Source organism: Aquiluna sp., from assembly GCF_965064355.1.
Genome location: NZ_CBCHRQ010000012.1, coordinates 1 through 26,931 on the forward strand (window position 1 = coordinate 1; position 26,931 = coordinate 26,931).

The window sequence follows — 26,931 nt, forward strand, 5'->3', positions numbered from 1 at the left end:
GCAATTTTTCTTAGAGCGGCAAGAGCTTGGGGTGAGCCATCGGCTTGAAGCTCTTTTATCCAATTGCTTAGCGCCTCAGAGTCTTGTTCTCTGAGGGTCGCTTGCTCTGAAATAAGTTGCTCAGAATTGGCAAGACCCTCCGCGGAAGAACCGTGGAGGGTTATGGCGCGATGCAATTCAGCGTCACTAAGCGCTTTGCGCTTAGGAGGCTCGAATTCCACCATGTTTGCCTAACTAGGGGGTCGAGTGGGCCCTACCGGGCTCGAACCGATGACATCCACGGTGTAAGCGTGGCGCTCTACCAACTGAGCTAAAGGCCCGCAGAAGAGCTTAGTGGTTTTTAACCGCTAAACCAACTCCAAGGCATTTTTGTAGTCGGAGAGCTTTCTTGGCTCGCCCGGGCTGGTCTCGAATTTCGCAACGACCTCCCCCGAGATGTCTATCACGAAGGTTGCACGGGTCGAGATGCCATGTTCCGCAATGAACACACCGTAGTTCTGAGCAACTGCGCCGTGCGGCCAAAAGTCAGACAGCACGCTGAACTTGTAACCCTCAGATTCAGCAAATTTGGACTGAACGAACTTGGAGTCCACGCTGATCGCCAAAAGCTCAATACCGTCAGATTCCAACATTTTTAGGTTGTCCCGAAGTTCACAAAGTTCACCGGTGCAAATTCCACTGAAAGACAGTGGGTAAAAAACTAAGACAACGGGCTTTACCCCGCGGAAATCAGAGAGGGTAACTTGCTCTCCGTGCTGGTTAGTCAGTGTGAAATCTGGTGCTAGGTCGCCAACGGTAATCATGTCTGCCTTTCGATGTTGAATAAAACCTACAACGCCAGCGAAATCATTCCAAGGCGAATAGACTTATCGAGCCCTAAAAGGGCAAAGTCGGTAAAGCAGCCACGAAAAGAGGCTTTGATGTCGTTTAACGACCAAGATGCATTTGTTCCAGCAGTGTCAGACCCAGACCCTCAGGAAACTGCTGAGTGGCTTGAGTCACTCGACGCAGTAGCTCAGCGTCACGGCAGAGGCCGTGCAAGAGAGATCATGCAGTCACTGCTTCGTCGCAGCCACGAACTTCAACTAAATGTCCCTTTGGTTCCGACCACCGACTACATCAACACCATCAGCCCAGAGGATGAACCGCAATTCCCAGGCGACGAAGCAATCGAGCGCACCTACCGTGCTTGGATGCGCTGGAACGCAGCGGTCATGGTGCACCGCGCTCAGCGACCTGGTATCTCTGTTGGCGGCCACATCTCATCTTTCGCCTCGAGCGCATCGCTCTACGAGGTTGGTTTCAATCACTTCTTCAAGGGTCACGACCACCCCCAGGGTGTTGACTCGATCTTCGTCCAGGGCCACGCCTCCCCTGGTCCCTACGCAAGAGCTTTCCTAGAGGGCAGAATTTCCGCTGATGAAATGGACAACTTCCGTCAGGAAAAGTCTCGTCCAAAGCCCGGCCGAGGTCTTCCGAGCTACCCGCACCCAAGGTTGATGCCAGATTTCTGGCAGTTCCCGACGGTTTCGATGGGTCTTGGACCAATCAACGCTATCTACCAGGCGCAGTTCAACAGATTCCTCGAGGGGCGCGGTTTCAAAGACACTTCCGGACAGCACGTTTGGGCATTCCTTGGCGATGGTGAGCTCGATGAGGTTGAGAGCCGCGGTGCTCTGCAGCTAGCGGCAAATGAGCAGCTAGACAACCTGACCTTCGTTGTAAACGCAAACCTTCAGCGACTTGACGGTCCTGTTCGAGGCAACGGCAAGATCATTCAGGAGCTTGAATCCTTCTTCCGCGGCGCCGGTTGGAACGTAATCAAGGTTATTTGGGGTCGTGAGTGGGACAGCCTTTTGGCTAACGATCACGAGGGTGCTTTGGTCAACCTCATGAATCGCACGCCAGATGGCGACTACCAGACCTACAAAACCGAGTCCGGCAAGTTTGTCCGCGAGAACTTCTTTGCCCGTGACCCAAAGGCGCTTCAGCTAGTTGAGCACCTGTCAGACGACCAGGTCTGGGAGCTCAAGCGCGGTGGCCACGACTACAACAAGGTTTATGCCGCCTACAAGGCTGCCCTAAGCCACAAGGGTCAGCCCACAGTAATCATCGCGAAGACAATCAAGGGGTACGGCCTTGGCAAGAGCTTCGAGGGTAGAAACGCTACCCACCAGATGAAGAAGATGACCCTGGATAACCTCAAGGCATTCCGCGATGCAATGCGCGTGCCAATTACGGACGCACAGCTTGAGGCAGACCCTTATCAGCCGCCCTACTACAACCCAGGTAGCGACAGCCCTGAAATCCAGTACATGCACGAACGTCGTCGTGAGCTTGGTGGATACCTCCCTGAGCGCCGAACTAAGTACGTTGACTTTGCGCTTCCGGAAGACAAGGCCTATGCGGTACCCCGCGCCGGATCCGGTAACCAAGAAGTAGCAACCACCATGGCATTTGTGCGCATGTTGAAGGATCTATTGAAGTCCGACGGCACCGGTGAGCGCATTCAGATGATCATTCCTGATGAGGCTCGCACCTTCGGTATGGATGCTTTCTTCCCGACCGCGAAGATCTACAACCCGAATGGTCAGAAGTACATGTCGGTTGATAGAGACCTGCTGCTTAGCTACAAGGAAGCAACCAACGGCCAGATCCTTCACACCGGAATCAATGAGGCTGGCTCAATGGCCGCTTTCACCGCATCCGGAACCAGCTATGCCACGCACGGACAGCCAATCATCCCGATTTATGTCTTCTACTCGATGTTTGGTTTCCAGCGCACCGCAGACCAGATCTGGCTAGCCGGCGACCAGATGACTCGTGGCTTCATGATCGGTGCAACCGCTGGAAGGACCACCCTGACCGGTGAAGGTCTGCAGCACGCCGATGGCCACTCACTTGTGATTGCGAGCACCAACGCCGCGGTAGTTTCCTACGACCCTGCCTACGGATATGAGATTGCTCACATCACCAAGGCCGGCCTTGAACGTATGTATGGCGGGAACCACCCAGATCCAAACGTCATGTATTACCTCACCGTCTACAACGAGCCAATGCTTCAGCCTGCTGAACCTGAAGATGTCGATGTCGATGGCATTCTCAAGGGCATGCACCTGATTTCCAAGAACTCCGCAGAGGGTCACAAGGCTCAAATTCTTGCCTCCGGCGTGTCGGTTCCTTGGGCGCTTGAGGCTCAGCAGCTACTTTTGGAGTGGGGCGTATCCGCCGATGTTTGGTCGGTTACCAGCTGGGGCGAGCTCCGCCGCGACGGTTTGGCTGCCGATGAGCGCAAGTTCCTCTACCCGAATGAAGAGGCTCCAGTTTCCTATGTTGCCCAGAAGTTGTCAGACGCGAAGGGTCCAAAACTCGGCGTCTCTGACTTCATGCACGCGGTTCCAGACATGATCCGACCTTGGGTCCCTGGTTCCTTTGCAACTTTGGGTGCAGATGGTTTTGGATTCTCGGACACCAGGCCTGCCGCTAGAAGGCACTTCAAGATTGATGGCCCATCGATCGCTGTTCGAATTCTTGAGCAGCTGGTCGAGAAGGACAAGATTGACCACTCTGTTCCACAGCAGGCAATCGACAAGTACCGCCTTCACGATGTAAATGCTGGCACCAGTGGATCGGCCGGTGGAGACGCCTAAGCATCTCGCCTGGCTGCAATCGATAGCTGGCGAGCTCGCAACGGCGACGCTGAGTCGCCTGGATGAGACATTGCCCTGGTATCGATCAATGCCACCGGCAAGACGAGCTGCTATTGGTTCTGTTGCGCAAAACGGCATCACCAGCTTTATTCAGTGGTATCAAGATCCTTCAAGCCAACCCTGGGTGGCAGCCGACGTATTTGGAAGCGCGCCAAGAGAACTGCTTCGCTCAATCTCGCTGCAGGAGACGTTGCAGCTGATTCAGGTCGTTGTAGAAATGGTGGAGGATCGGGTAGTAGCTGAACACCCAGACCTTACAGAGTCTGTACTTCGCTACTCCCGAGATATCGCCTTCAACGCCGCCGATGTTTATGCCAAAGCTGCCGAGGCACGTGGGCTCTGGGATGCCCGACTTGAGGCGCTAGTTGTTGACAGCATCATCTCCGGTGAGACCTCGCAGGAAATTAGCTCACGAGTGGCAGCACTTGGCTGGAGAAGCGATGGTCAAGTCGCCGTTCTACTTGGAATTGCAAACCCATCTCCGGATCCAGACGCAATGCGAAAGATTGCCAGAAAAGCCGGCAGCGATCTGCTCTTGGGCATCCAGGGCAGGCGTCAGGTCGTCGTCATAGGTTTGATGGTCAACTCCGAAAAGCCAGAGCAGACAATCCAGCAGATAGCAGCTCAGCTCGAGGGTTACTTCGGCCAGGGTCCCCTAATACTCGGCACCACGGTAGCAACTGTCTCTGATGCCCCTAAAAGTGCGCGCAGCGCGTTGGCAGCACACTCGGTGGCTGTGAGCATCGGTGCCGTGAAGCGCCCATTGGCGGCCGATGAGCTACTACCGGAAAGAGCACTGGCTGGCGATTCACTTGCTAGGCAAACTCTGATTGAAACCTATTACCTTCCGCTTGCCAAAAGCTCCCCCGAACTCCTTGGGACCCTTAGGGCATACCTTGAATGCGGTCGATCTTTGGAGACCACAGCAAAATCGCTGTTTGTTCATGCCAACACTGTTCGCTATCGCCTAAAACGCATCTACGAAGAGATTTCTGCTGACCCAACAGTGGCGAGAACCGCATTTGTGTTGCAGGTCGCGCTAATCCTTGGTGCGATCAATGACAATGAATTTGGATTGAAAAGGTAGTTTGGACAGATGCGTATTTTGATGTGCCCAGGGCAAGGCTCCCAATCCGAAGGTTTCCTAACTGAGTGGTTCGCTAATGTCCCAGGCTTCCAGGAGAAGATTATCGAGCTCGGAAAAGCCGCAGGTAAGGATCTGGTTCGACTTGGCACCATGGCTTCTGAGGACGAGATCAAGGCGACTGAGAACGCTCAACCATTGATCGTTGCAGCATCCATTGCCGCGGCTCGAACCGCAATCAATCTCGCTGACTTTGATGGTGCTGTCGGCCACTCGGTTGGTGAATTCGCAGCCGCCGCAATTTCGGGAGTGCTTTCAGACGAAGACGCCATGAAGTTAGTAGCCGTTCGGGCAAATGCGATGGCGGAAGCCGCAAAGCTTGAAGTCACCTCGATGGCTGCAGTCCTTGGAGGAGAGCAAGACCAGGTGCTGGCTGCGCTTGAGGAACTGGGTTTATCAGCGGCCAATTACAACGGTGCCGGGCAGATTGTTGCTGCTGGTAGCAAGGCTGCTATCACTCAACTTGTGGCTACTCCCCCGGAGAAGTCTCGCGTGATCGAGCTAAAGGTTGCCGGTGCATTCCACACCCACTTTATGCAACCAGCCGTCACAAAACTTAGCGAGGTAGCTGCAACTGTTTCGGCGAGCATGCCCCAAATGAAGCTTTGGAGCAACGTTGGCGGTGCACTGGTGACAGATGGGGAGCAGTTCTTGGCCTCGTTGGTGTCACAGGTTTCTAACCCGGTTCGCTGGGATCTTTGCATGGCAAGCATTGAGACACTCTCTGCCACGGTTATAGAACTCCCACCAGCCGGAGCGCTAGCTGGCCTTGCCAAGCGCGGAATGCCAAATTCCACCGCTGTAGCGCTAAAGAATCCAACCGACCTCGAAAAAATCGGAGCGTAATGAAGACTCTCAATCAGACCAAGACCGTTGAGTTCGCCCGCATTTATGCGCTGGGTGCCTCAAGAGGACACCAAACTGTCACAAACGATGACGTGGCCGGCCCTATCGATTCTTCTGACGAGTGGATTAGACAGCGCACCGGAATCGTAACCAGAATGCGCGCCGACAAGGAGCAATCCCTGATGGACATGGCGGTTGAGGCATCCAACGAAGCGATCAAGAAGTCTGGAATCGCTCCGGCGGATATTGGGACCGTGATTTTGGCCACAATTACCTTTCCTTACCAAACCCCATCTGGTGCCTCGCTATTGGCTGAGAAGGTTGGTGCTCATGGAGCGGCCGCCTATGACATCTCAGCCGCCTGCGCAGGATACTGCTACGGCATTGCGCAAGCTGATGCGTTGGTGCGAGCCGGAACCAGCAAATACGTCCTTGTTGTCGGCGGCGAGAAACTTTCTGACTTTGTTGAACCAACGGATCGCTCAATTAGCTTCTTGCTTGGCGATGGCGCTGGGGCAGCCATCGTAGGACCCAGCGATCACCCCGGAATTTCAAAGTCTGTCTGGGGTTCTGATGGCGCTAACTGGGACAAGGTCGGAATGACCAGCTCCATCCTTGATTTCAGAGATGGTAAGGCCGAGTGGCCAACATTGGTGCAGGAGGGTCAGTCGGTCTTCCGCTGGGCCGTTTGGGAAATGGCAAAAGTGGCCAAGCAGGCCCTTGCTGAATCCGGACTTGAAGCTAGTGATCTAAGTGCGCTAGTTACTCACCAGGCAAATATTCGAATCATTGATGAGCTCGCAAAGCAACTTGAACTCCCGGACAGCGTTGTAGTCGCAAGGGACATCGTGGACACCGGAAATACCTCTGCGGCGTCGATTCCTTTGGCGATGCACCGCCTGTTGGCTGAGGGCAAAGTAAAAAGTGGCGGCTACGCTCTTGAAATTGGCTTCGGCGCGGGGCTCGCCTTCGCGGCTCAAGTGGTAGAACTGCCGTAAAATAAAGCGACTCAATCACATCAAGGAGAAAAATGGCTCTTTCGCAGGCAGATGTCCTAGCTGGACTCGCAGAACTAGTAAACGACGAGACCGGTATCGCAACTGACGCAGTTCAGATGGACAAGTCTTTCACTGACGACCTAGACATCGACTCAATCTCGATGATGACCATCGTGGTAAACGCTGAGGATAAGTTCAGCGTCAAGATTCCAGACGAGGAAGTAAAGAACCTCATCACCGTAGCTGACGCGGTTAACTTCATCACCGCAGCACAGGCCTAGTAGCAGCATGCGTCGCGTCGTCGTCACCGGAATTGGTGCAACCACACCATTGGGTGGCGATGCCGCGTCTAGCTGGGCAAACCTGTTGGCAGGACAGTCCGGCATCTCCACCTTGGATAAAGAGTGGGTAGCCAGACATGAGCTTCCAGTCACCTTCGCAGGCCAGGCCAGAGTTCCCGCCAGCGAGACTCTTCCCCCACACGAGGCAAAACGTCTCGACCCTTCTAGCCAGTTTGCGCTTATTGCGGCCCGACAGGCTTGGGAGGATGCAGGCTCCCCAGAGGTTGAGCCTGAGCGACTAGCTGTTGATTTTGCCACCGGAATCGGTGGAGTCTGGACACTGCTGGACGCCTACGACACGCTTCGTGAGCGTGGTCCAAGAAGAGTTCTCCCGATGACCGTGCCGATGCTGATGGCAAATGGACCGGCTGCTGCCATAGGAATGGATCTTGGCGCTAGAGCTGGTGTCCGCACCGCAGTTTCAGCCTGTGCCTCTGGCAACGAGTCAATTGCAAACGCTTTCCACAGAATTCAGACCGGCGAAGCCGATGTGGTGGTTGCCGGTGGAGCGGAAGCCGCTATTCACCCGCTTCCAATTGCTTCTTTTGCTGCGATGCACGCACTGTCCAAGCGAAACGATGACCCAACTAGGGCTTCAAGACCTTACGACGTAGACCGAGATGGCTTTGTAATGGGCGAAGGTGCTGGAGCACTTGTTCTTGAACCGCTCGATTCCGCTCTAGCGCGCGGCGCGAAGATTTACTGTGAGATTGTCGGCGGCTCAGTTACCTCTGACGCCTATCACATCACCGCTCCAGACCCAGAAGGCTCAGGAGCTGCTCGTGCGGTTCTTTCGGCCCTCGCTCAAGCGGGAGCTGACATCAAGGACGTCGAGCACGTCAATGCTCACGCCACTTCCACTCCAGTTGGTGATATCGCCGAATACACAGCCATCAAGCGAGTATTTGGAGATCACACCCAGAATCTGATTGTTGCTGCAACAAAGGCAGCTACCGGACACCTACTGGGTGGAGCAGGCGCGATTGAGGCAGTGTTTACGATCTTGGCCTTGAGTCAACAAATGGCTCCACCAACGATAAACCTGGACAACCAAGACCCTGCGATCGACCTAAATGTTCCGCGCACACCAACCAAGCTTGCTCGCCCAGATGCCATAGCGATCAGCAACAGCTTTGGCTTTGGTGGCCACAACGCTGTTCTAGCGTTCAGAAACGTCTAGACGGCCCTAGGAAGCGCTATCGCGTATTCCGCGACCTTTCTATAGGGCTCAACTAAATCAAGCCACGGGACCCCCGTAAGTCGCCTAAAGCCTCGAGAGAAATCAGATAGGTTTCCACGCGTCTCCAGGAGCAGTTGCTCTAGCTGTCCCACCCGCAAGACAACTTCGCCGGCCTGATCAAACTCGTTTCTGCAAATTCCCAATGATGGGTGATGCAGATACCGCTCCGAGTAATCCCCATAGGAATTCAGTTCAAAGGTGGCCATGGTTTTTGCGAGCACTGAAACCAGCTGCGGTATTCGCTCATCTGGAATGTCGGCCTGGCTTCGAAGTTGAACTGTGTTCACTTCTAGCGGTTGACCGTAGAAAGATCCGGATAAGCCAAACTCGGCCAAAATGCAATTGATTTGGCCCATCGCTTCGACGGGTGCGCTAAACACCCATAAATCGACGTTTGGCAATTTCCTCCGATCCAGATCCGTCTTCCCCTACGTTCTGAACCGATTTAGGAACGATAAACCCAAAGTCTGAGAGTTGTCAAACAATCTGCGCCATCTCTCCTAGGATTTCACCGATGAGCAAACTATATTTCCGCTTCGGGGCGATGAACTCGGGCAAAAGCACTTCGCTACTCCAAGCAGCCTTCAACTATGAGGAGCGCTCTCAGCACGTCTTGCTCACCAAGCCTGCCATCGACTCCAAGGGTGATCGCAGCATCGTCTCGCGCCTAGGTGTAACACGCCAGGTTGACTTTCTAGTGGAGCCTAGGCAAAACCTCCGCACGCTATTCGCTGATCACGTGAAAGCTTTCAAGAAAGAGAGCGGCGAATCAATTGCTTGCCTGCTTATTGACGAAGCGCAGTTCTTGACACGCGAGCAGGTTGATCAGTGCTTGGAGATTGCAGTTCTCGACGGTGTCCCAGTTTTGGCATATGGAATCCGCACAGATTTCAGAACCACTGCCTTCCCTGGTTCTATGAGGCTTTTGGAGATTGCGCACTCTCTCGAGGAGCTTAAGACGATTTGCCGTTGCGGTCGAAAAGCGATGTTCAACGCGCGATTGCTCAATGGTGAATTCACTTTCGATGGAGATCAGGTCGCGATTGACGGCGATAAGGTCTCATACGAATCGCTTTGCGCGAGCTGCTACTTAGAAAAGCGTAAGTAACGAAGGCACACGAACTACTTCCCGATTGATAGCAACATAGTCGATTGAGCCGGAACGGTAATCCAACCAAGTGCCTAAGTGTTTCTGATACCAGCAGCCTTCGCAAGATCCTTGAAGCGGAGACCCCTTACTCCTTGGCTGCAGAGACTCTGTCGAAGATAGCCCGTCCGAGCAAGAACAGTGCAAACAGTCCAATCGCTATATACGCAACCACATCGATGACTTGGGAGAACTCGTCGGCGGCCGACCAGTTCTCACCCAGCACAAATCCTGCCGTTATCCAAATACTGTTCCAGATGCCACTGCCAAGAGTGGTGAAGAGAATGAAAGACCAAAGATTCATTTTGGTCAGGCCAGCCGGGATGCTCACCAAGGAGCGGATGATCGGAATGAGACGCCCAAAGAAAACCAAGGCCTTGCCGTAGCGAGCGAACCAATGCAAGGTCTTGTGAATGTCTGTCTCTTTGAGACCGACAAACTTTCCAAACCTGCGAGTCAAGCTAAAGACGCGGTCTTCCCCTATGGCCTTTGCGATTGAATATAGAAAAAGAGCACCTAGCAACGAGGCAAGGGTGGTGACGGAAATCGCTCCCTCAATCAAGAAGCGACCCTCTGAAACATTGAATCCAGTCAGCAACAGCACTAGCTCGGATGGGATTGGGACCACAATCACTTCGATCGCGATCAAAAGCGCAGCTCCCCAAAGGCCAATCGAACCGATGATGCCGACGGCAAATTCAACCAAGTAAAACCCCTTATCGATGTTTGGTGGGGCGTGCGGGACTTGAACCCGCGACCGACGGATTATGAGTCCGCTGCTCTAACCGGCTGAGCTAACGCCCCATGCGATGTTAGTAAGTCTAACTATTTACGCTTGCGTTTGATTCGTTTAGCAGCTTCGCTGATCTGCTCTTTTAGTTCGTCCTTGAAGTCACTCAGCTGGTCGCTAACTTCTTCGCGAACTTCGTTCAGCTTTTCCAAAGCGTCCTGGGAGATGTCTTCTGCTCGGCGACCAAGATCAACAGCGCCGCGACGCCAGCTCTCTAACCGTGAGCTAATCGCCTCATTGAGCTTCCCAATCGGCTGCATGTAGTCCGGAGAATTGTCATCCGTGGTCGAACTCTCGTCACGAATACCCACGTAGAGGTTCTCGAAGATTCTGATGGTTCGCTCGATGTCATGAGATTGGATGAGGTGAAGGCTGTTTTCGCTCATGCGATTCAGCTCCTGCTGGTCAGCATTGAGAATCCTCCTGAGGCGCTCTGCTAACGCGTCTGAATCGTCTGGAGGGAACAGGTAACCGTTGTCACCATCGTGGACCAGGTGCGGGAGCGCCATTGCATCAGCAGCGATTACTGGGCGACCTGACGCCATCGCCTCCATGGTTGCAATTGACTGAAGTTCTGCAATCGAAGGCATCACAAAAGCCGTGCATCGCTCATAGGCCGCAGGCAGATCTTGATCTGAAATGTGGCCGGTAAAGATTACGCGATCGGCAATCTCGAGCTCATCCGCAAGTCTCGCAAGATTCTCTCGCTCTCCCCCATCGCCAACCAGTTCAACAATGACGTTTGGATGATCGGTGAGCTTAGCGACAGCCTGCAGTAGGACGTGAATGCGCTTCTCGTCATCCAATCGACCAAGGAAGAGGAAACGTGGATTCTTATTGTTTGTTGGAGTCTCATTAGCGAATCTTGAGGCGTCGATGCCACAGCTGATTGCCAGCACACCGGTTACACCAGCGGCATTCTCCAAAAGCTCTGCAGCTCGCCTTGTAGGGGTCGTGAGGGCATCCATCTTGCGCAAAATGCGACCGGCATCTGCCCAGGTGATTCGCATTGCTGCCTTGTGGGTGAACTTTGGCAACAAGGAATACTTGATTAGGTTCTCAGGCATTACGTGGTTTGTTGCGATCATCCTCAAGCCCGAGCCCTTGGCAGCTTGAACAGCAAAGCGCCCCATCAGAAGGTGTGACTGAATGTGCAGTGCATCAGGTTTCACCTCGCGAAGAATCTTTCGGATTTGCGCGGTTAGTCCGATTGGTTGGGTCCATCGCAAGGTTTTGTGCTGCGGGACTCTGTGGCTTTTCATGCGGTGAACCATCATGCGAGAGCCATCATGAGTCTCGATACGAGACCCGTGGGTTGAGTCAGTGCTAGCGGCGATAATGTGGACCTCGTGCCCGTGCCTAGCAAGACCAGCTGCCAGGCGTTCTGCGAACCTCGCCGCGCCATTTATGTCTGGAGCGAAGGTGTCACAAGCCATGACTACCTTGAGTTTTTCCAACGCTAAACCTCTTATTTTTTGCTTAGTTGCGGGTGAACTTTAGCAAGTATAAAAACACCCAAAACGGCAACTAATCCCGATACACCGAACCCTAGCACCTGGCCGGCGGCAGCGCTTGATGCCTCTCCCAAGATCACAATTGCGATACCCACTGCAACCGCCGGGTCGATCACAGTAAGCCCTGCAATGACCAAATCAGGAGGTCCAGCAGCATAAGCGTTCTGCACGAACCAACCACCCAATACCGTCGCAGCCAAAAGCGCTACCGTGGCCAAAAGCGTGAGCCAGTTGATATCTCCCTGGATGATTCGCTGAATAACGACCTTGGCCAAAGAAGCAACGAAACCGTAAAGTACTCCAGCGCCGAAGATGTACTGCAGTGGTCCAACCTGCCCCTTAGAAGTTGCGAACAAAACTCCGAACACTGCAAGCACAGCGATCAAAACGCCAACCACCTGCAGCAGCATGCCGTCGTCAAGTTTTACCTGAGTTGCGCTTGTGGCGGTGAAAAGTACGAAACCTGAGACTCCCAGCATCGTGATTGCGATTGCACCAAAAGTCTTAGGGTCGAGCTTGATCTTGTGGATTCGGGCATTGAGGATGCTCGTGATAATCAAGGCAATCGCGCCGATTGGCTGCACCACAATTAAAGGTGCCAGGGCAAGTGCAGATAGCTGGGAAACAATTGCCAGCCCCATAAAAATTGTCCCTGCAAGCCATCTTGGGCGACGCAAGAGGTCCAAAACCTGCCGGATGTGTAGTGACTTGAGTCTGAGCTGCGTGGGTGCGTGATGTTCGGTCACAGCGTCGTTTTGGAACTGCGCACCAAGTGCCAAAAAGATTGCCCCGATAACGGCCAGTGCGATGGCTATGGGGCGGGCAAACTCTGGTTCGAACAACTGCTCTCCTAATCTAAAGTGCAGCTATGACAGCCTAAAGCAACAAGTTGGGAATTCCTTGGGTAACCTAAATGCGTGTCCATACGCCCAATAGTCATCACCGGTGAGCCGGTACTTCACGTTCGCGCTAAAGAAGTGTCAGAGATCACCGACGAGATCAGAACCCTCGTCGCCGACATGTATGAAACCATGGCGCTAGCGCCAGGTGTCGGGCTTGCAGCCACCCAGGTTGGTGTGGGATTAAGAATCTTTGTTTATGACTGGCACGATGGCGAAAATCAATACCGCGGCGAGGCAATCAACCCGATCTTGGAGCTCTCGGGAATCAGCGATGAATGGCCTGACGAAGACACCGAGTCTGAAGGATGTCTTTCAATCCCAGGTGAGCGTTATCCCCTAAAGCGAGCTGACAGAGCCGTCCTGCGTGCCACCAATCTTGCAGGCGATGAGTTCACTGTGGAGGCCACAGGTTGGTTGGCCAGAATCTTCCAACACGAATTCGATCACCTCGACGGGCTCCTTTACGCCGACCGGCTGCTAAAGCCGTACCAGCGCGAAATCAAGAAGGTAATCAAATACGAAGGTTGGGGAGTTCCCGGAGAGCGTTGGACTCCTGGAGTTGATTACCTAGAGCCCTAGGAGCCTCAAGCCAGCAGCAGTTGCGGCCGCTGCGATCACCACCAGAATGTAGGGGACGCGGAGGGCAAACAGGATTGCGGCAACTCCCAAGGCTGGAACTCTGGCATCAAATTCAACCTGGTTTCCAGAAACAAAGGTCTGCACCGCTACCAAGGCTGACATCAAAACAACAGTCACTCGGTCACTGAACTCACGGATGCCGTCCGTGATCCACTTTTGCGGAATTAGATAGCCAAACATCTTCCAGCTAAACACTGCGATTGAGGCCAGAATCACGGTCAGCGTCACTTAGACCTCCGAGGCAACACCGCAACGAAAACTGTCAGCAATACCGGAACACCGGCTGGCAGGAAGAGTGAGCCAACGACAGAAACCAAGGCTGCCGACAAAGCCAAAAATTTATTGTCCTTAAGTCTTGGCCAGACCAAACCTAAAAACGCCGCCGCGGCGGCGGCGTCAAGCCCCCAAGTCTCAGCAGAACCCAAGAAGTCACCGGCTAGAGCTCCCAACAAAGTCGCAAGATTCCAGAAAACGAAAACTGCGATACCGGTGGCCCAGAAGCCATAACGCTGCGACTTGAGGTCCGACTGAGCCGCGGAAACACCATTTGATTCGTCGATGCTGAGTTGGGCTGCAATGATTTTCTTGAAACCTTTTGGCGCTAGGACGTCATTGAGCCTCATGGCGTAGAAACCGTTTCTGACGCCCAAGAGCCAAGAGGAAGTGATTGCTGAAATCGGAGCACCGCCGCCGGCTAAGACACCAATGAAGGCAAATTGACTGCCGCCCGAGAACATCAAGATGCTCAAAAGCATGATTGAGAGAAGGTCAAGGCCCGCTACAGCAGCGAGAGCACCAAAGGAAATTCCATAGAGACCAGTGGCAAGGCCAACTGAGATTGAGGTGGAAAGAACTCGCTTCATACGATTCCTAAAATTTGGCTCCCCGGCTTGGACTCGAACCAAGAACCTATCGGTTAACAGCCGATTGCTCTGCCAATTGAGCTACCGAGGATTAGCGTCCTAAGACGCCTGTGAAACTTTAGCAGAAAAAACTATGACATGTAAGTTCTGCGTTCGGCCTCAAGTTCAACCAATTGCCGCTGCACCTGAGAGTAAGCCTCAGCTTGGGCTGCCATGTCAATGCGCTTGAGTGCTGCAAGAAGGTCGTTCTTTTCACGAGCCAATGCCTGGAGCATTGCGCCGTTGACAACGCCTCTGCAATACTTCTCTAGATCTGCATCGTTGGCTGCAGGAAGCTCTGCCAAAGCCAATGCACGCAGAAGGTCTAACTGCTCACCGGATAGTTCGTTCGCGAGTTGGTTTACCCAATCGCTTGATCCAAGCTCACTAGAAATCCGACTTGCGGCCTCTGCCACGCCAGCCAATTCTGTTTGGGTAAAACCAGCCCCGACAATTCTGGTGACTCGCTCTGCGCTGAAGGACTGCGGACGTTGCACTAGGACTTCTAGAACCTGACGCTCAAACTTGGTGGCTGGGGTTTGCTCAACTGGCTTTGGAGCACTGGTTCGAATCTGCTCAACCCGCTGACCAACCTGCTGCCTACCAACCTGGGCAATCAGTTGCGAAACTTCAGAGATCTCAAGCGATACCCAATCCGCCAATTGCCTGGTGTAACCGGCTCGCAATGCAGGGTCAACAATCTCCGCCACCACCGGTGCTGCTGCTCTGGCTGCTGCGGCTCGAGAGTCAAGGTCATTGAGCGAGAATTTCCCTATTCGATGACGAATCACAAACTCAAACAGTGGCTTGCGCGCCTCAAGCATTTGCCCGATTGCACCATCGCCACGCTGCTGCCGAAGGTCAGATGGATCTAAGCCTTCAGGTCCAGAGGCAACGAAAGTGAGAGCGTTGAACTTAGAGGTATCGCCATAGACGCGAAGGGCTGCCTTCTCCCCCGCGGCATCCGGGTCAAAGGTGAATACCACTGACGCTGGTTCTTCGGATGTCCCAAATAAGCGATTGATTAGCTTGATGTGATCCTCACCAAAGGCAGTGCCACAGGTGGCAACCGCGTTAGGGAAACCCGCCAAATGGCATGCCATCACATCGGTATAACCCTCAACCACAATGATCTCTTTGCGCTTGATGATCTCTTTGCGGGCAAGGTCAAGACCGTAGAGCACAGATCCCTTGTGGTAGATGGGGGTCTCAGGTGTGTTTAGGTACTTTGGACCCTGGTCATCCTCATAAAGTTTGCGCGCACCAAAGCCCAAAACTTGCGAGTTTGAGTCTCGGATGGGCCAAAGCACTCGGCCGCGGAATCGGTCGTAGCCACCCTTGTCGCTGGCCATGGCAAGACCGGCTGTAATCGCCTCTTCGAGGGTGAAACCCTTTGCCTTGAGGTGATCAATTAATCCCTGCCAACCCTTTGGTGCGTAACCAATACCAAACTGAGCAATCGCTTTTTGATCGAACCCTCTTGAGGCTAGAAATTTAACCGCGGTTTCGCCCTCGCTGGACTGCAGTTGCTCGCTGAAGAAGTTGCTCGCCTCTTGATTAGCGGCCAAAAGTCTTGCACGACCGCTGGATTCTTGAGAGCTACCCTCATCGTAGGTGAGCTGAAAACCCGACTTCTCAGCAAGCTTCTCGATGGCCTCGGTGAACCCTACGTGCTCAATCTCCTGGATGAATTTATAGACATCGCCACCGGCACCGCAGCCGAAGCAGTGGTAGAAGGCTGGCGCTGATCGAACGTTGAAACTTGGGCTCTTCTCCGAGTGGAAGGGGCATAGACCCTTGAAGGATCCTGCACTGGCAGGCTTTAGCGAGACGTAACCGGCGACCACCTCAACGATGTCGAGTTTGGCTTTTAGCTCTTCAACATCACTTTGTCTTACCCGGCCGACCATAGTGGAATCCTAAGCCGTTAGCTTCTGGTGCAGAGCGATTGCAGCAGGGTCAGTTAGTGATGCCACCTGATCGACAATTACGCGTTTGCGGGCTTGGTCACTTGAGGCTTGAGACCATGCTTCCGTGCTGATCGAGTCAAGGTGCTGTGGAGCGATAGCTAGGAGGCGATCCGCCAATTCGATTAGCAGCTCACGCTGGTCCTCGTAGTAGCCCTGACGTGAATTGTGAGTCATTACCTGAGAAGCAACGATTCCCTTCAATACCGCTATCTCGGATTTCACCTTGGACGGAATTATCACGCCGGCGCGGTAGCGGGTAAGGCTTGCCTTGGATGCATTCTCCAAAATCGAATCGGTGGTTCTCGAGACAAATGAGCCAATAAGGTCAGATGTGAGGTTCTTGAGCTGAGCCAGCGCTCTAGGTGAACCGTCAAAGCTATATAGCCAGTAGTGACTTTCTTGCAGGAGGTCAAACGCCTCCTCCAGCTGCACCTTGTCCAGCATGCCACCTGACCACTTGCCAACCTCTTCAATCAGCTGACCCCTAGCGTTTGGGTCGGAGATGACCGCGGGGTCTATAAAACCCTCGACGATGGCATCTTCAAAATCGTGCACGGAATAAGCGACATCGTCGGAGAAGTCCATAATCTGAGCCTCGACGCACTTAGCGCCCTCAGGAGCTTGGTGCCGCATCCAGTGAAAGACCTCTAGATCATCTTCATAAGTGCCGAACTTCACCGAGTTGCCAAAGTCCTGGGCCTGAGAGAGCCGCCATGGGTACTTCGTCGCGGCATCGAGCGATGCTCTTGTGAGATTCAATCCCCGCGAACGACCCTGGTCGTCATAAATCTTTGGTTCAAGTCTGGTCAGGATTCGGAAGGTTTGAGCATTTCCCTCAAAACCGCCAATGTCTGCCGCCCAAAAGTTCAAAGCCGACTCACCGTTGTGACCAAATGGCGGGTGACCCAGATCGTGAGCTAGGCAAGCCATGTCAACTAGATCCGGATCGACACCTAATACGGATGCCAGCTCTCGACCTACCTGCGCAACCTCCAGTGAGTGAGTCAGGCGAGTTCTTGCGAAATCCCCCGATGACGGTGAGAGCACCTGAGTCTTGGCGCTTAGCCGCCTGAATGCGGCTGCGTGCAGAACCCTGGCGCGATCGCGCGCGAATTCGCCTCTGCGCAGCATCGAAGACCTCGGTTGCGCGATGAAGCGTTCACGGTCGAATTCTTCATAACCGGGTTCGATGGGAGTAACTGGCTTCAACTACCCTCCCGAGACCGAAAGCTCTGCCTCTTGCAGTTGCAAGCGGTGTGAGCTGCTGAGCTCACGAGACTGGAGCCAGTTCTCTGGCAAGGCACAGCTCTTTACGGACCCGAGCCTACCTCTTGGGCCCTCTGCGTCATCACCAGGGTACGGAATCTCTCTTTCCAATTCTCCAAGTAACTGGGCCATGTGATCAAGGGACTCCACCTGGGCTAGGGAAGCTCTAAAATCTCCACCGACGGGATAGCCCTTGAAATACCAAGCGACGTGCTTTCGAATATCGCGACAGGCTCGGCCTTCATCCTCAAAGTATTCGACCAACAGTTCTGCATGCCGAGTAAAGGCGTCTGCCACTTCGCCGAGCGTGGGCATAACGATGTCAATACTCGGGTTTTTATCGCCCTGAAGATAAGAAGCGATTGCCTTCTCGAGATCCGCAAACAACCAAGGACGTCCTAGACAACCACGTCCAACTACAACTCCATCGACACCGGTTTGCTCCATCATGCGCACCGCATCTTGCGCAGACCAGATGTCGCCATTTCCTAGAACCTGCACATCTGGCAGCTCTGCGCGAAGTTTTGCAATCGCGTCCCAGTCGGCAATACCGGAGTAGTACTCCTCTGCAGTTCTACCGTGTAGGGCTACCGCAGCAACTCCCGCATCTCGGGCAGCTTTCCCGGCATCCAAGTAGGTGAGGTGATCAGAGTCAATTCCCTTGCGCATCTTTACAGTTACTGGGATTTCCCCGGCGGCATTCACGGCTGCTTTGACAATCGCATCAAAAAGATCTGACTTCCAAGGAAGGGCTGCTCCCCCGCCTTTGCGAGTGACCTTTGGAACCGGGCAACCGAAATTGAGGTCAATGTGATCTGCTCTGTCCTCGGCAACCAACATGGTCACGGCATTGGCGATGGTTTGTGGGTCGACGCCATAGAGCTGAACTGAACGAATGTCCTCAGACTCGTGGTGTCCGATAAGACGCATCGACTCTGGGGTTCGCTCCACTAGCGCTCTGGACGTGACCATCTCGGATACAAACAAACCGCCGCCATATTCCCGGCAGAGCCTGCGATACGCGGTGTTTGTAATTCCAGCCATAGGTGCTAAAACCACCGGTATGGCAATCTCGTGCTTGCCGTACTTAAGAGACAAACTAACCGTTGATTCTCTCGAAGATGTAGTTGCGAACCTGGGAGAGCGCTACCCGCTCCTGAGCCATGGAGTCACGCTCACGAATGGTTACTGCCTGATCGTTTGGAGTGTCAAAGTCGACAGTGATACAGAACGGGGTTCCGATCTCATCTTGACGACGGTAACGACGACCAATGGCACCGGAATCATCAAACTCGACGTTCCAGATCGCACGTAGCTCGGAAGCTAGGTCCTTGGCAATAGGGTTGAGCTCTTCGTTTCGGCTTAGCGGGAGAATCGCGGCCTTCACTGGAGCTAGACGGTAGTCAAGGCGCAACACGGTTCGAACATCAACGCCACCCTTGGTGTTAGGCGCTTCGTCTTCGGTGTAAGCATCGACTAGGAACGCCATCAATGATCTGGTCAGACCTGCAGCAGGCTCGATAACAAAAGGTGTCCAGCGACGCTCTTCGGTTGGATCGAAGTAACTAAGGTCAACTCCCGAGTGCTCAGAGTGAGTCTTTAGGTCAAAGTCAGTTCGGTTGGCAACACCTTCAAGCTCTCCGAATTCACTGCCCTGGAAACCAAAGCGGTATTCGATGTCCACGGTGCGCTTTGAGTAGTGAGAGAGCTTTTCCTTCGGGTGGTCAAAGAGTCGAAGGTTGTCAGGGTTGATACCAAGGTTCACGTACCAGTTGTAACGCTCATTGATCCAGTAGTCGTGCCACTGCTCGTCCTCGCCTGGCTTTACGAAGAATTCCATCTCCATCTGCTCAAACTCGCGAGTTCGGAAGATGAAGTTTCCTGGAGTGATCTCGTTGCGGAAGCTCTTGCCCATCTGACCAATGCCAAACGGTGGCTTCATTCTCGCTGCGTTTAACACGTTGTTGAAGTTCACAAAAATACCCTGAGCGGTTTCTGGCCTCAGGTAGTGCATGCCAGATTCGTCATCGACAGGTCCCAGGCTGGTCTTTAGAAGACCATTGAAGCTCTTTGGCTCAGTCCAGATGTCTTTGTTGCCACAGTTTGGGCATGCAATATCAGACATCGACGCAGGAGCGCGCCCCTTCTTTTCTTCAAAAGCCTCTTCGAGGTGATCCTGGCGGAATCGCTTATTGCAGCTGGTGCACTCGATTAGCGGGTCAACGAAAGCCTCAACGTGACCGGAAGCTTCCCAGACCTTCTTAGGCAAAATGATTGAGGAGTCAAGCCCCACAACGTCTTCACGACCAGAAACCATTGAACGCCACCACTGGCGCTTGATGTTTTCTTTTAGCTCGACACCCAAAGGGCCATAGTCCCAAGCCGAGCGAGAACCACCGTAGATCTCTCCAGCCTGAAAGACAAAACCACGTCTCTTAGCTAGCGAGATGACCTGATCTAGTTTCTGGGTTGCCATGGTTCTCCAATAAATCTTTGCCTTAGGCGTAAGCCCCTAGTTTAGCGGGAGGTCTGAAGCTGCACCGAAGCGTCGGTCACGATTCTGGTAGGCCATGATCGCTTCCCAAAGGGTTTCCCTGGTGAAGTCTGGCCACAACTGAGGCATAAACATCATCTCCGCATAGCTTGACTGCCAGAGCAGAAAGTTTGAGGTTCTAAGTTCACCACTGGAGCGAACAAACAAGTCAACATCTGGCAGCTCTGGAACGTAGAGTCTTGAGGAAATAGACTTCTCGGTGATGGCCCCTGGCTTGAGTTTGCCATTCTGCACCTGAAGTGCAATCTGGTTCACGGCGTCCACTATTTCCTGACGGCCTCCGTAATTCACCGCCATGGTCAATGTAAGCCCGGTGTTCTTAGACGTGCGTTCCTCGGCACTTTTGAGTTCCGAGATAACACTTGGCCAAAGCTTTGGTGTTCTACCGGCCCAGCGGATTCTCACATTCCAAGCATCTAGGAGGTCTCTTCGGCGACGCAAAACTTCCCTGTTGTAGCCCATTAGAAAGCGAACCTCATCGGGTGAGCGCTTCCAATTCTCGGTACTGAACGCATATGCCGTTACGTGCGTGACGCCAGCTTCAATAGCGCCGGCTAACACCTCTAGAAGAGCCTGCTCCCCAGCTTTGTGGCCTTCGGTGCGGGTCAGGCCTCTGCTATTTGCCCATCTACCGTTTCCGTCCATAACAATGGCTATGTGGGCGGGAACCTTGGAAAATGCCGGAGCCTTGCGTTTGGGGTCAAATAGTTCCACTAGGCCCGCTCCACCATGCTCATAGAACGCAACCCACGCTCGAGTTGCCATTGCAAGTATGCCGAAATTACCGAGCTAACGTTTGACTTTGCGGCTGGTTCTACGATGGCAACCTCAGGCCAGTTTCCTGCAAGCAGATTGCGCATATGCAAAAGGCCAGCGGCTCCGAGTTTCACCGCTCCGGGAAGAGAGCATTCACCACAGCTGACGTTACCGGTGTGGACAGAAAATGCCACCGGGTTCTCACTCTGGCAACTCTGGCAACTTCCAAGCTCCGGAACCCAGCCTGATAGTGATAGCGCACGCAGCAGATAGGAATCCAATACCTGGGAACCTTCGTGGTCGGAACCCGAAAGAGCCCTAAGGCCTCCGAGCAAAAGCAAGTACTGCTGCGAGTTGGAGGATTCTCGAGTTAGCCTTTCAGCTGCCTCGACCATGGCGTTTGCCGCTGTGTACTTAGGGTAATCGGCAACTATCTGGGCTCCATAGCTTGCCAGCTGCTCAACCTGTGAAACCGTGTCCAGGTTCTTGCCTTCATACAGCTGCAGATCTGCAACCATAAATGGCTCAAGTCTTGCCCCGAAGCGACTGGAGGTCTTTCTAACGCCTTTGGCGACCGCTCGAATCTGACCGTGTTCTTTGGTCAGAATTGTGAGGATGCGATCAACCTCACCCAGCTTGTGGGTGCGGAGAATGATTCCCTCATCGCGGTAGTGCGGCATGCTAGAAAGTATCGCCGAAGCTTGCCTGAAACCAGTTCAGGCTAGCTGCGAACCGCTCTATTGACAGCAGAGATCAGGGCCTTGATGGAAGCAATTGCGATGTCACCATCGATACCTACTCCCCAAAGCACTTTGCCATCCACAACCAACTCGGTGTAGGCGGCAGCCAAGGCATCGCCAGATGCACTGAGTGTGTGCTCGAGGTAGTCATTAACCTTCACGGAGACACCCTGCTTAGAAAGCACGTCAATAAACGCTGAGATCGGGCCATTACCAGTTCCTGAGACCGATACTTCCTCGGTTCCATCGCGAAGCACGACCGCTAGGTTTACCACGCCATCCATCTCGCTCTCAGTGCGCATACGCTTGAGCTCGAATCGACCCCACTTGGAATCAACATCAGTGCTAGGTAGATACTCATCCTGGAAGATTTCCCAAAGCTGATCGCTGGTAACCTCTCCACCCTGACTGTCGGTGTGCTCCTGCACCACGCGTGAGAACTCAATCTGCAGCTTCCTAGGAAGTTCAAGGTTGTGATCTGCCTTCAGAAGATAAGCCACGCCACCCTTGCCGGATTGCGAGTTCACTCGAATCACAGCCTCGTAGCTTCTACCAACATCCTTCGGGTCAATTGGAAGGTAAGGCACACCCCAGGTGTATTCATCCACACTCACTCCAGCTGCAGCAGCATCCTTGGCAAGGTGTTCAAAGCCCTTCTTGATCGCGTCCTGGTGGCTTCCGGAGAATGCGGTGTAAACCAGGTCGCCACCGTATGGTGAGCGCTCTGGAACTGGTAGCTGGTTGCAGTATTCAACCGTGCGCTTGATCTGGTCGATGTCCGAGAAGTCAATCTGTGGATCGATCCCCTGGCTGAATAGATTTAGGCCAAGAGTTACCAGGTCAACGTTTCCGGTTCTCTCGCCATTGCCAAAGAGGCAACCCTCGATACGATCTGCACCTGCCATGTAGCCGAGTTCAGCGGCGGCAACCGCCGTGCCGCGGTCGTTGTGCGGGTGTAGCGAAACGATAATGCTGTCGCGAGGAGTCAAGTTTCTCGACATCCACTCAATTGAATCGGCATAAACATTGGGAGACGCCATCTCGACGGTCGCAGGAAGGTTGATAATCAGCTTGCGCTGCGGAGTTGGCTTGATTACCGCTGCAACCGCATTGCAAACCTCAACCGCGTACTCCAACTCGGTACCGGTGTAAGACTCTGGTGAGTACTCGTAAAAGACTTCGGTCTCAGGAACGGTTGCTTCTAGCTCCAAACACTTTCTCGCGGCAGAAAGTGCTATCTCCTTGATTCCTTCTTTGTCCTGCCCAAAAACCACCCTGCGCTGCAGAATTGAAGTCGAGTTGTAGAAGTGCACAATCGCCCGCTTTGCACCCGCAATCGACTCATAGGTGCGCTCAATGAGGTGGTCTCTAGCCTGGGTTAGCACCTGAATGGTGACGTCATCTGGAATGTGGTTGTCGTCAACCAAGATGCGAACAAAGTCGAAGTCGGTTTGAGACGCCGAAGGGAATCCGACCTCAATCTCCTTGTAACCCATCTTCACCAAAAGCTTGAACATCTCCAGCTTGCGCTCGGGGCTCATCGGGTCGATTAGAGCTTGATTGCCGTCGCGTAGGTCAACCGCACACCAGCGCGGTGCCTTTTCGATCCGCTTGGTTGGCCAGGTTCGATCGGAAAGTTCGATCTTTACCTGCTCGTGAAATGGCTTGTAACGCCCAAAAGGCATCTTTGAAGGTTTTTGATTGTTTTCCATTTTTTGCTCCCGCCTAAATTTTTTGGTGGCCGCACCTAGGCTCCGCGACGAGAATGGGCCGAATTAGGCCTCGTCGCGGCCACTAAGCAAGAGAGCGGAACGCATCCCCAAAATCTAGCACTAGAAGCCGAGTTTGCCTAGTTGCTTGGGGTTACGCTGCCAATCCGGAGCTACCCGGACCTGAATTGAAAGATGCACGGGATAACCAAGCAGGGTCTGAATCTGGGCTCTTGCCTCAGAGCCAATCTTCTTGAGCATCGAGCCCGCTTTACCGATCACGATTCCCTTTTGGCTATCTCGCTCAACCCAGAGGCTGACGTGAATGTTTGGCTTGTCATCACTTAGGACAATCTCATCCAGGGTGACGGCCAGTGAGTGCGGTAATTCGTCTTCAACTAGTTCGAGGGCAGCCTCGCGAACTAGTTCGCAAATCAGGTCGTCTTCACTCTCACCGGTCTCAACATCATCTGGATACAACTTGGGGCTAACCGGAAGTTGCTTAAACAGAAGATCTGCCAGCAGTTCAACCTGGATCCCTTTTAGGCCGGAGACCGGAACAATCTCAGCCCATTCGCCCATAGCCTGAACGTCCATAAGGTGCTCGGCTAAGCGCTGTTTGGAGACGGTGTCCACCTTGGTGACAATCGCAATTTTCCTGGACTTAGGAAAACGCTCCAGGTCTGCAACTATGTGCCGATCCCCCGGACCAATTTTCTCGTTGGCTGGCGAGCAAAACGCGATCACATCAACATCCGTGAGGGTTGAGGTCACCAAGTCATTTAGGCGCTGACCCAGAAGCGTTCTTGGGCGGTGTACGCCGGGCAGATCAACAATGATCAACTGGGAGTCTTCCCGATTCAAAATAGCTCTAATCGCCTTGCGGGTAGTTTGCGGCTTAGAGCTGGTAATCGCAAATTTCTGACCGACAATCGCGTTCATGAGTGTCGATTTACCAACGTTTGGTCTTCCAACAAAGGACACAAACCCTGCTCTAAATTCAGTCATCGGTTTGCTCCAGCTTTCTAACTAAAACGCTAAGAATTCTTCCGCGCTTGGCGTCAACACGCTCTGCGGTTAGTTCGATGCCAGCAATCGCTACCACTTCACCGCCCTTTGGCAATTCACCTAAGCCCTTGATAAGCAACCCTCCGACGGTGTCAACGTCTTCATCCTCGATCTCAACTTCACAGTGCTCGGACATCTCGTCCAGGGTCACCCTGGGGTTCACACGGTAGAGATTTAGACCGGCCAAAACAACGTCTTCGGTTTCCCGGTCGTGCTCGTCGCTAATTTCACCAACAATTTCTTCCAGCAGGTCTTCGATGGTCGCAATACCTGCAACTCCGCCATATTCATCAGAGACAATGGCGATCTGAGTACCGGATTTCTGCATTTGACGCAAAAGCTGTGCAACCGAGATTGTCTCCGGAGTAAACAACGCTGGTCGAGCTGCTTCCTTTGAAGAAGTCGTTGCCAAAAGCCCTGGGTCTTGGTTGGTGTAGCGTGCAAGGTCTTTCAGGTAGAGCACACCTACTACGTCATCGACGTCATCGCCAATCACCGGCAGTCTCGAGTAACCGGTTGAGATAAAGACGGCTAGTGCTTTCTCCAAAGAGTCATCGGAGTTCACTATCTCCATGTCGACTCGAGGAACCATTACCTCGCGAACCACGGTCTCGGAAAAGTCTTCAACCGACTCGATTAGTTCCTGCTCATACTCCTCAACCACCTCTGGAATCGTGAGTCGAAGTGGAACGGCGAACTTCGACCAGAACTTCACGAAGGGCTCAAACCTTGCCGCCAGCGATACCGCTAACGCTCTTTGTCCGAGTGCTCGACCTATCAACTGCTGGACTAACCAAAGAGCCAGCAGCGCGATTGCAAGAATAAGTGCGAATGGTGCCTGGCTCGAAGAAAACGCCAACCAGCTGGCTGCCACAATCACCAAAAGCAATGTTCTGGCGATAGATATCGCACTCGAACGCGGGTCTTCGATCGCTTGCAGCCGCGCCTGCACGATTGACAAAAGCGAAATCAAAACCAAGGCTGTTAGACCAAGCAGAATTTCAAGCATTGCTTGATTCGCTCTCGTAGAACTTCTCCAGTAGTTCGCGCTGAAGGCCAAACATCTCTTTCTCTTCCTCAGGCTCGGCGTGGTCAAAACCAACCAGGTGCAGCATGCCGTGAGTAACAAGTAAAAGAATCTCGTTTATTACTGGGTGCCCGGCGGTTTCGGCCTGTTTGGTCGCAACCTGAGGGCAAACCACAATGTCTCCCAATACACCCTCGGGTGATGGAACCAAATCTGAACCTGGACGAAGCTCATCCATCGGGAAGCTCAGTACGTCAGTCGGTCCTGGCTCGTCCATCCACTTGACGTGAAGGTCAGTCATGGGGCCCTCGTCGACAAAAATGATTCCGACATCAACCATTGGGTGCAACTTCAAAGCATCTCGAACACTCACCGCAAGCAACTGGATACGCTCAACATCAACAACGATTTCCGACTCGTTGGAAATCTCAATGCTCAATGTCGCTCCTGTCGTAAGCCTCAACAATACGGGTAACTAATTCGTGTCGAACCACATCTTTACTGCTCAGGGTAGCAATGTGCAGACCCTCGACCCCGGAAAGAATATCGGTTGCAACCTTCAGACCCGACTTACCAAATGGCAAATCAACCTGGGTTGTGTCGCCGGTGATAACCATTTTGGAGTTGAAGCCAAGACGGGTAAGGAACATCTTCATCTGCTCCGCGGTGGTGTTTTGCGCCTCATCCAAAATAATGAATGAGTCGTTTAAGGTCCTTCCACGCATGTAGGCAAGCGGTGCCACCTCAATTACACCGGCCTCAATCAAGCGATGCGTTGCCTCCGGTTCAAGCATCTCCTGCAGCGCGTCGAAGAGCGGGCGAAGATAAGGGTCAATCTTGTCGCTCAGGGTCCCAGGCAAGAATCCGAGTCGCTCTCCGGCCTCGACCGCTGGCCTAGTCAGAATGATCCTGCTGACCTGGCGACTGTAAAGAGCTACCACTGCTTTTGCCACAGCCAAATAGGTCTTGCCGGTTCCGGCGGGTCCAATTCCAAAGGTGATGGTGTTTTGATCAATTGCTTCGAGATACTGCTTTTGACCAAGAGTCTTTGCTCGGACAGTTTTCCCTGGAGTGCTGATGCCTCCGGTGCCAAGAACCTTGGATGGAATTTCCTCGGGATTTTGCTCGAGGATCCTTGCACTTTCAATCACTGATCTCTCATCCGGCGCAACGCCCTGGGCAACCAGGTCGGCAAGCTCCAAAAGGGTGCGCTCCGCCGAAATCAGCTGCTCTTCGGAACCTTCAAGCATGTATGAGGTGCCGCGGTTTTGAATCTTGAGACCCGGGAACTCTTGCTCTAGCTTTTTGGCAATTTTGTCCTGCGGACCAAGCAGGTCAATAGCCGAAACCTTTGTTATTTCAAGTGTTTTTTGCGGCACTAGTTCGCCTGATTACTTAGTACGTGCGCATGGGTGTGGAATACCGACTGACCCTCGCGGCTGCCGGAGTTGAACTGCAAGCGGAACTGACCATCAGTCTTGGTTTTCGCGACCTCGCGAATCAGTTCAAATAGCCCAATTAAAACCTGTGAATCTTCGAGTTCAGAAATGTTTGATGTGTGGGTTTTGGGCACCACCAAGACATGAACTTTGGCCTGCGGGTTGATGTCCAAAAACGCAACGGCGTGATCGTTTTGAGCCACGAATTCAGTGCCAAATTCGCCACTAA

Annotated in this window: 28 protein-coding genes and 3 tRNA genes; 8 read left to right on the forward strand and 23 right to left on the reverse strand. The window is 53.3% G+C overall.

What is annotated here, in order from left to right:
• The 3 genes from AC128V_RS02220 to AC128V_RS02230 form a co-directional block, all read right to left on the reverse strand.
• A partial coding sequence (locus AC128V_RS02220) for a hypothetical protein (protein WP_482763051.1) occupies positions 1-221 on the reverse strand: 221 nt, incomplete at its 3' end.
• A 26-nt stretch (positions 222-247) separates the two neighbouring features.
• Positions 248-320 (reverse strand) — tRNA-Val (locus tag AC128V_RS02225).
• Positions 321-347: 27 nt separating this feature from the next.
• Positions 348-803: a peroxiredoxin gene (locus AC128V_RS02230; protein WP_482763052.1), complete on the reverse strand. Its 456-nt coding sequence runs from the start codon at positions 801-803 to the stop codon at positions 348-350.
• A gap of 117 nt (positions 804-920) precedes the next feature.
• Between AC128V_RS02230 and aceE the strand changes: the two genes are divergently transcribed.
• The 6 genes from aceE to fabF are packed head-to-tail and all read left to right on the forward strand — an operon-like array spanning position 921 to position 8,219.
• Positions 921-3,650, forward strand: a complete 2,730-nt coding sequence (gene aceE / locus AC128V_RS02235; RefSeq protein WP_482763053.1) for a pyruvate dehydrogenase (acetyl-transferring), homodimeric type — start codon at positions 921-923, stop codon at positions 3,648-3,650.
• Entirely contained in the window at positions 3,613-4,797 is a 1,185-nt protein-coding gene (locus AC128V_RS02240) for a PucR family transcriptional regulator (RefSeq protein ID WP_482763054.1), read from the forward strand. Before aceE ends, AC128V_RS02240 begins: the two co-directional genes overlap by 38 nt.
• Before the next feature lie 9 nt (positions 4,798-4,806).
• The gene (locus AC128V_RS02245; RefSeq protein WP_482763055.1) at positions 4,807-5,700 is read left to right on the forward strand and encodes an ACP S-malonyltransferase; all 894 of its coding nucleotides are present in this window, start codon (positions 4,807-4,809) and stop codon (positions 5,698-5,700) included.
• Entirely contained in the window at positions 5,700-6,698 is a 999-nt protein-coding gene (locus tag AC128V_RS02250; RefSeq protein WP_482763056.1) for a beta-ketoacyl-ACP synthase III, read from the forward strand. The genes AC128V_RS02245 and AC128V_RS02250 overlap by 1 nt, the downstream gene beginning before the upstream one ends.
• Before the next feature lie 32 nt (positions 6,699-6,730).
• A complete protein-coding gene (locus AC128V_RS02255) occupies positions 6,731-6,979 on the forward strand; it encodes an acyl carrier protein (RefSeq protein WP_482763057.1) in 249 nt (82 codons plus the stop codon).
• A 7-nt stretch (positions 6,980-6,986) separates the two neighbouring features.
• Positions 6,987-8,219 carry a beta-ketoacyl-ACP synthase II gene (gene fabF, locus AC128V_RS02260; protein WP_482763058.1) on the forward strand — a complete coding sequence of 411 codons (1,233 nt, stop codon included), beginning with the start codon at positions 6,987-6,989 and terminating at the stop codon, positions 8,217-8,219.
• On the opposite strand, the gene AC128V_RS02265 is transcribed toward fabF, so the two are convergent.
• Positions 8,216-8,680, reverse strand: coding sequence for a DUF3145 family protein (locus AC128V_RS02265; RefSeq protein WP_482763059.1), 465 nt, complete (start codon positions 8,678-8,680; stop codon positions 8,216-8,218). The two genes, fabF and AC128V_RS02265, sit on opposite strands and share 4 nt — an antisense overlap.
• Before the next feature lie 113 nt (positions 8,681-8,793).
• Between AC128V_RS02265 and AC128V_RS02270 the strand changes: the two genes are divergently transcribed.
• The gene (locus AC128V_RS02270; RefSeq protein ID WP_482763060.1) at positions 8,794-9,387 is read left to right on the forward strand and encodes a thymidine kinase; all 594 of its coding nucleotides are present in this window, start codon (positions 8,794-8,796) and stop codon (positions 9,385-9,387) included.
• Positions 9,388-9,514: 127 nt separating this feature from the next.
• Here AC128V_RS02270 and AC128V_RS02275 read toward each other — a convergent pair whose 3' ends face one another.
• From AC128V_RS02275 to AC128V_RS02290, 4 genes are all read right to left on the reverse strand, one after another.
• Positions 9,515-10,132 carry a DedA family protein gene (locus AC128V_RS02275; protein WP_482763061.1) on the reverse strand — a complete coding sequence of 206 codons (618 nt, stop codon included), beginning with the start codon at positions 10,130-10,132 and terminating at the stop codon, positions 9,515-9,517.
• Positions 10,133-10,153: 21 nt separating this feature from the next.
• A tRNA-Ile gene (locus AC128V_RS02280) sits at positions 10,154-10,230 on the reverse strand.
• Between the two features lie 21 nt (positions 10,231-10,251).
• Positions 10,252-11,673: a glycosyltransferase gene (locus AC128V_RS02285; RefSeq protein WP_482763062.1), complete on the reverse strand. Its 1,422-nt coding sequence runs from the start codon at positions 11,671-11,673 to the stop codon at positions 10,252-10,254.
• An 11-nt stretch (positions 11,674-11,684) separates the two neighbouring features.
• The gene (locus tag AC128V_RS02290) at positions 11,685-12,572 is read right to left on the reverse strand and encodes a DMT family transporter (protein ID WP_482763063.1); all 888 of its coding nucleotides are present in this window, start codon (positions 12,570-12,572) and stop codon (positions 11,685-11,687) included.
• 75 nt (positions 12,573-12,647) lie between these two features.
• Between AC128V_RS02290 and def the strand changes: the two genes are divergently transcribed.
• Positions 12,648-13,211, forward strand: a complete 564-nt coding sequence (def, locus tag AC128V_RS02295) for a peptide deformylase (protein ID WP_482763064.1) — start codon at positions 12,648-12,650, stop codon at positions 13,209-13,211.
• Here the strand turns inward: def and AC128V_RS02300 are convergent.
• From AC128V_RS02300 to AC128V_RS02370, 15 genes are all read right to left on the reverse strand, one after another.
• Positions 13,200-13,499 (reverse strand): AzlD domain-containing protein, encoded by a 300-nt coding sequence (locus AC128V_RS02300; RefSeq protein WP_482763065.1) that lies wholly within the window; start codon positions 13,497-13,499, stop codon positions 13,200-13,202. The genes def and AC128V_RS02300 overlap by 12 nt on opposite strands.
• The gene (locus AC128V_RS02305; RefSeq protein WP_482763066.1) at positions 13,496-14,134 is read right to left on the reverse strand and encodes an AzlC family ABC transporter permease; all 639 of its coding nucleotides are present in this window, start codon (positions 14,132-14,134) and stop codon (positions 13,496-13,498) included. The genes AC128V_RS02300 and AC128V_RS02305 overlap by 4 nt, the downstream gene beginning before the upstream one ends.
• Positions 14,135-14,149: 15 nt before the next feature.
• Positions 14,150-14,225, reverse strand: a tRNA-Asn gene (locus AC128V_RS02310).
• Between the two features lie 40 nt (positions 14,226-14,265).
• Complete coding sequence (gene dnaG, locus AC128V_RS02315; RefSeq protein ID WP_482763067.1) at positions 14,266-16,083, reverse strand: DNA primase; 1,818 nt, start codon at positions 16,081-16,083, stop codon at positions 14,266-14,268.
• 9 nt (positions 16,084-16,092) lie between these two features.
• Entirely contained in the window at positions 16,093-17,352 is a 1,260-nt protein-coding gene (locus tag AC128V_RS02320; RefSeq protein ID WP_482763068.1) for a deoxyguanosinetriphosphate triphosphohydrolase, read from the reverse strand.
• Positions 17,353-18,507, reverse strand: a complete 1,155-nt coding sequence (gene dusB, locus AC128V_RS02325) for a tRNA dihydrouridine synthase DusB (protein ID WP_482763069.1) — start codon at positions 18,505-18,507, stop codon at positions 17,353-17,355. It lies immediately after the preceding gene.
• 1 nt (position 18,508) lies between these two features.
• Positions 18,509-19,885, reverse strand: a complete 1,377-nt coding sequence (locus AC128V_RS02330; protein WP_482763070.1) for a glycine--tRNA ligase — start codon at positions 19,883-19,885, stop codon at positions 18,509-18,511.
• Positions 19,886-19,921: 36 nt separating this feature from the next.
• Complete coding sequence (locus AC128V_RS02335) at positions 19,922-20,728, reverse strand: isoprenyl transferase (RefSeq protein ID WP_482763071.1); 807 nt, start codon at positions 20,726-20,728, stop codon at positions 19,922-19,924.
• Positions 20,677-21,399: a DNA repair protein RecO gene (recO, locus tag AC128V_RS02340; RefSeq protein WP_482763072.1), complete on the reverse strand. Its 723-nt coding sequence runs from the start codon at positions 21,397-21,399 to the stop codon at positions 20,677-20,679. Before recO ends, AC128V_RS02335 begins: the two co-directional genes overlap by 52 nt.
• A gap of 41 nt (positions 21,400-21,440) precedes the next feature.
• Positions 21,441-23,171 carry a 2-isopropylmalate synthase gene (leuA, locus tag AC128V_RS02345; protein WP_482763073.1) on the reverse strand — a complete coding sequence of 577 codons (1,731 nt, stop codon included), beginning with the start codon at positions 23,169-23,171 and terminating at the stop codon, positions 21,441-21,443.
• A gap of 120 nt (positions 23,172-23,291) precedes the next feature.
• Positions 23,292-24,176 (reverse strand): GTPase Era, encoded by an 885-nt coding sequence (era, locus tag AC128V_RS02350; protein WP_482763074.1) that lies wholly within the window; start codon positions 24,174-24,176, stop codon positions 23,292-23,294.
• Positions 24,169-25,245, reverse strand: a complete 1,077-nt coding sequence (locus AC128V_RS02355; protein WP_482763075.1) for a hemolysin family protein — start codon at positions 25,243-25,245, stop codon at positions 24,169-24,171. Before AC128V_RS02355 ends, era begins: the two co-directional genes overlap by 8 nt.
• A complete protein-coding gene (ybeY, locus tag AC128V_RS02360) occupies positions 25,238-25,702 on the reverse strand; it encodes an rRNA maturation RNase YbeY (RefSeq protein WP_482763076.1) in 465 nt (154 codons plus the stop codon). Before ybeY ends, AC128V_RS02355 begins: the two co-directional genes overlap by 8 nt.
• The gene (locus AC128V_RS02365; RefSeq protein ID WP_482763077.1) at positions 25,692-26,642 is read right to left on the reverse strand and encodes a PhoH family protein; all 951 of its coding nucleotides are present in this window, start codon (positions 26,640-26,642) and stop codon (positions 25,692-25,694) included. The genes ybeY and AC128V_RS02365 overlap by 11 nt, the downstream gene beginning before the upstream one ends.
• The coding region (locus AC128V_RS02370) for an HIT family protein (protein ID WP_482763078.1) at positions 26,642-26,931 on the reverse strand (290 nt) is incomplete at its 5' end. The genes AC128V_RS02365 and AC128V_RS02370, both read right to left, overlap by 1 nt.

Excerpts from the sequence above, each read along its gene's own strand:
- era (WP_482763074.1), bottom strand. The coding sequence starts at position 24,176 with ATGACTGAATTTAGAGCAGGGTTTGTGTCCTTTGTTGGAAGACCAAAC.
- leuA (WP_482763073.1), bottom strand. The coding sequence starts at position 23,171 with ATGGAAAACAATCAAAAACCTTCAAAGATGCCTTTTGGGCGTTACAAG.
- dnaG (WP_482763067.1), bottom strand. The coding sequence starts at position 16,083 with ATGGTCGGCCGGGTAAGACAAAGTGATGTTGAAGAGCTAAAAGCCAAA.
- AC128V_RS02245 (WP_482763055.1), top strand. The coding sequence starts at position 4,807 with ATGCGTATTTTGATGTGCCCAGGGCAAGGCTCCCAATCCGAAGGTTTC.
- AC128V_RS02255 (WP_482763057.1), top strand. The coding sequence starts at position 6,731 with ATGGCTCTTTCGCAGGCAGATGTCCTAGCTGGACTCGCAGAACTAGTA.
- fabF (WP_482763058.1), top strand. The coding sequence starts at position 6,987 with ATGCGTCGCGTCGTCGTCACCGGAATTGGTGCAACCACACCATTGGGT.
- aceE (WP_482763053.1), top strand. The coding sequence starts at position 921 with ATGTCGTTTAACGACCAAGATGCATTTGTTCCAGCAGTGTCAGACCCA.
- AC128V_RS02240 (WP_482763054.1), top strand. The coding sequence starts at position 3,613 with ATGCTGGCACCAGTGGATCGGCCGGTGGAGACGCCTAAGCATCTCGCC.
- AC128V_RS02330 (WP_482763070.1), bottom strand. The coding sequence starts at position 19,885 with ATGGCAACCCAGAAACTAGATCAGGTCATCTCGCTAGCTAAGAGACGT.
- AC128V_RS02355 (WP_482763075.1), bottom strand. The coding sequence starts at position 25,245 with ATGCTTGAAATTCTGCTTGGTCTAACAGCCTTGGTTTTGATTTCGCTT.
- recO (WP_482763072.1), bottom strand. The coding sequence starts at position 21,399 with ATGCCGCACTACCGCGATGAGGGAATCATTCTCCGCACCCACAAGCTG.
- AC128V_RS02305 (WP_482763066.1), bottom strand. The coding sequence starts at position 14,134 with ATGAAGCGAGTTCTTTCCACCTCAATCTCAGTTGGCCTTGCCACTGGT.
- AC128V_RS02335 (WP_482763071.1), bottom strand. The coding sequence starts at position 20,728 with ATGGCAACTCGAGCGTGGGTTGCGTTCTATGAGCATGGTGGAGCGGGC.
- AC128V_RS02270 (WP_482763060.1), top strand. The coding sequence starts at position 8,794 with ATGAGCAAACTATATTTCCGCTTCGGGGCGATGAACTCGGGCAAAAGC.
- AC128V_RS02250 (WP_482763056.1), top strand. The coding sequence starts at position 5,700 with ATGAAGACTCTCAATCAGACCAAGACCGTTGAGTTCGCCCGCATTTAT.
- AC128V_RS02230 (WP_482763052.1), bottom strand. The coding sequence starts at position 803 with ATGATTACCGTTGGCGACCTAGCACCAGATTTCACACTGACTAACCAG.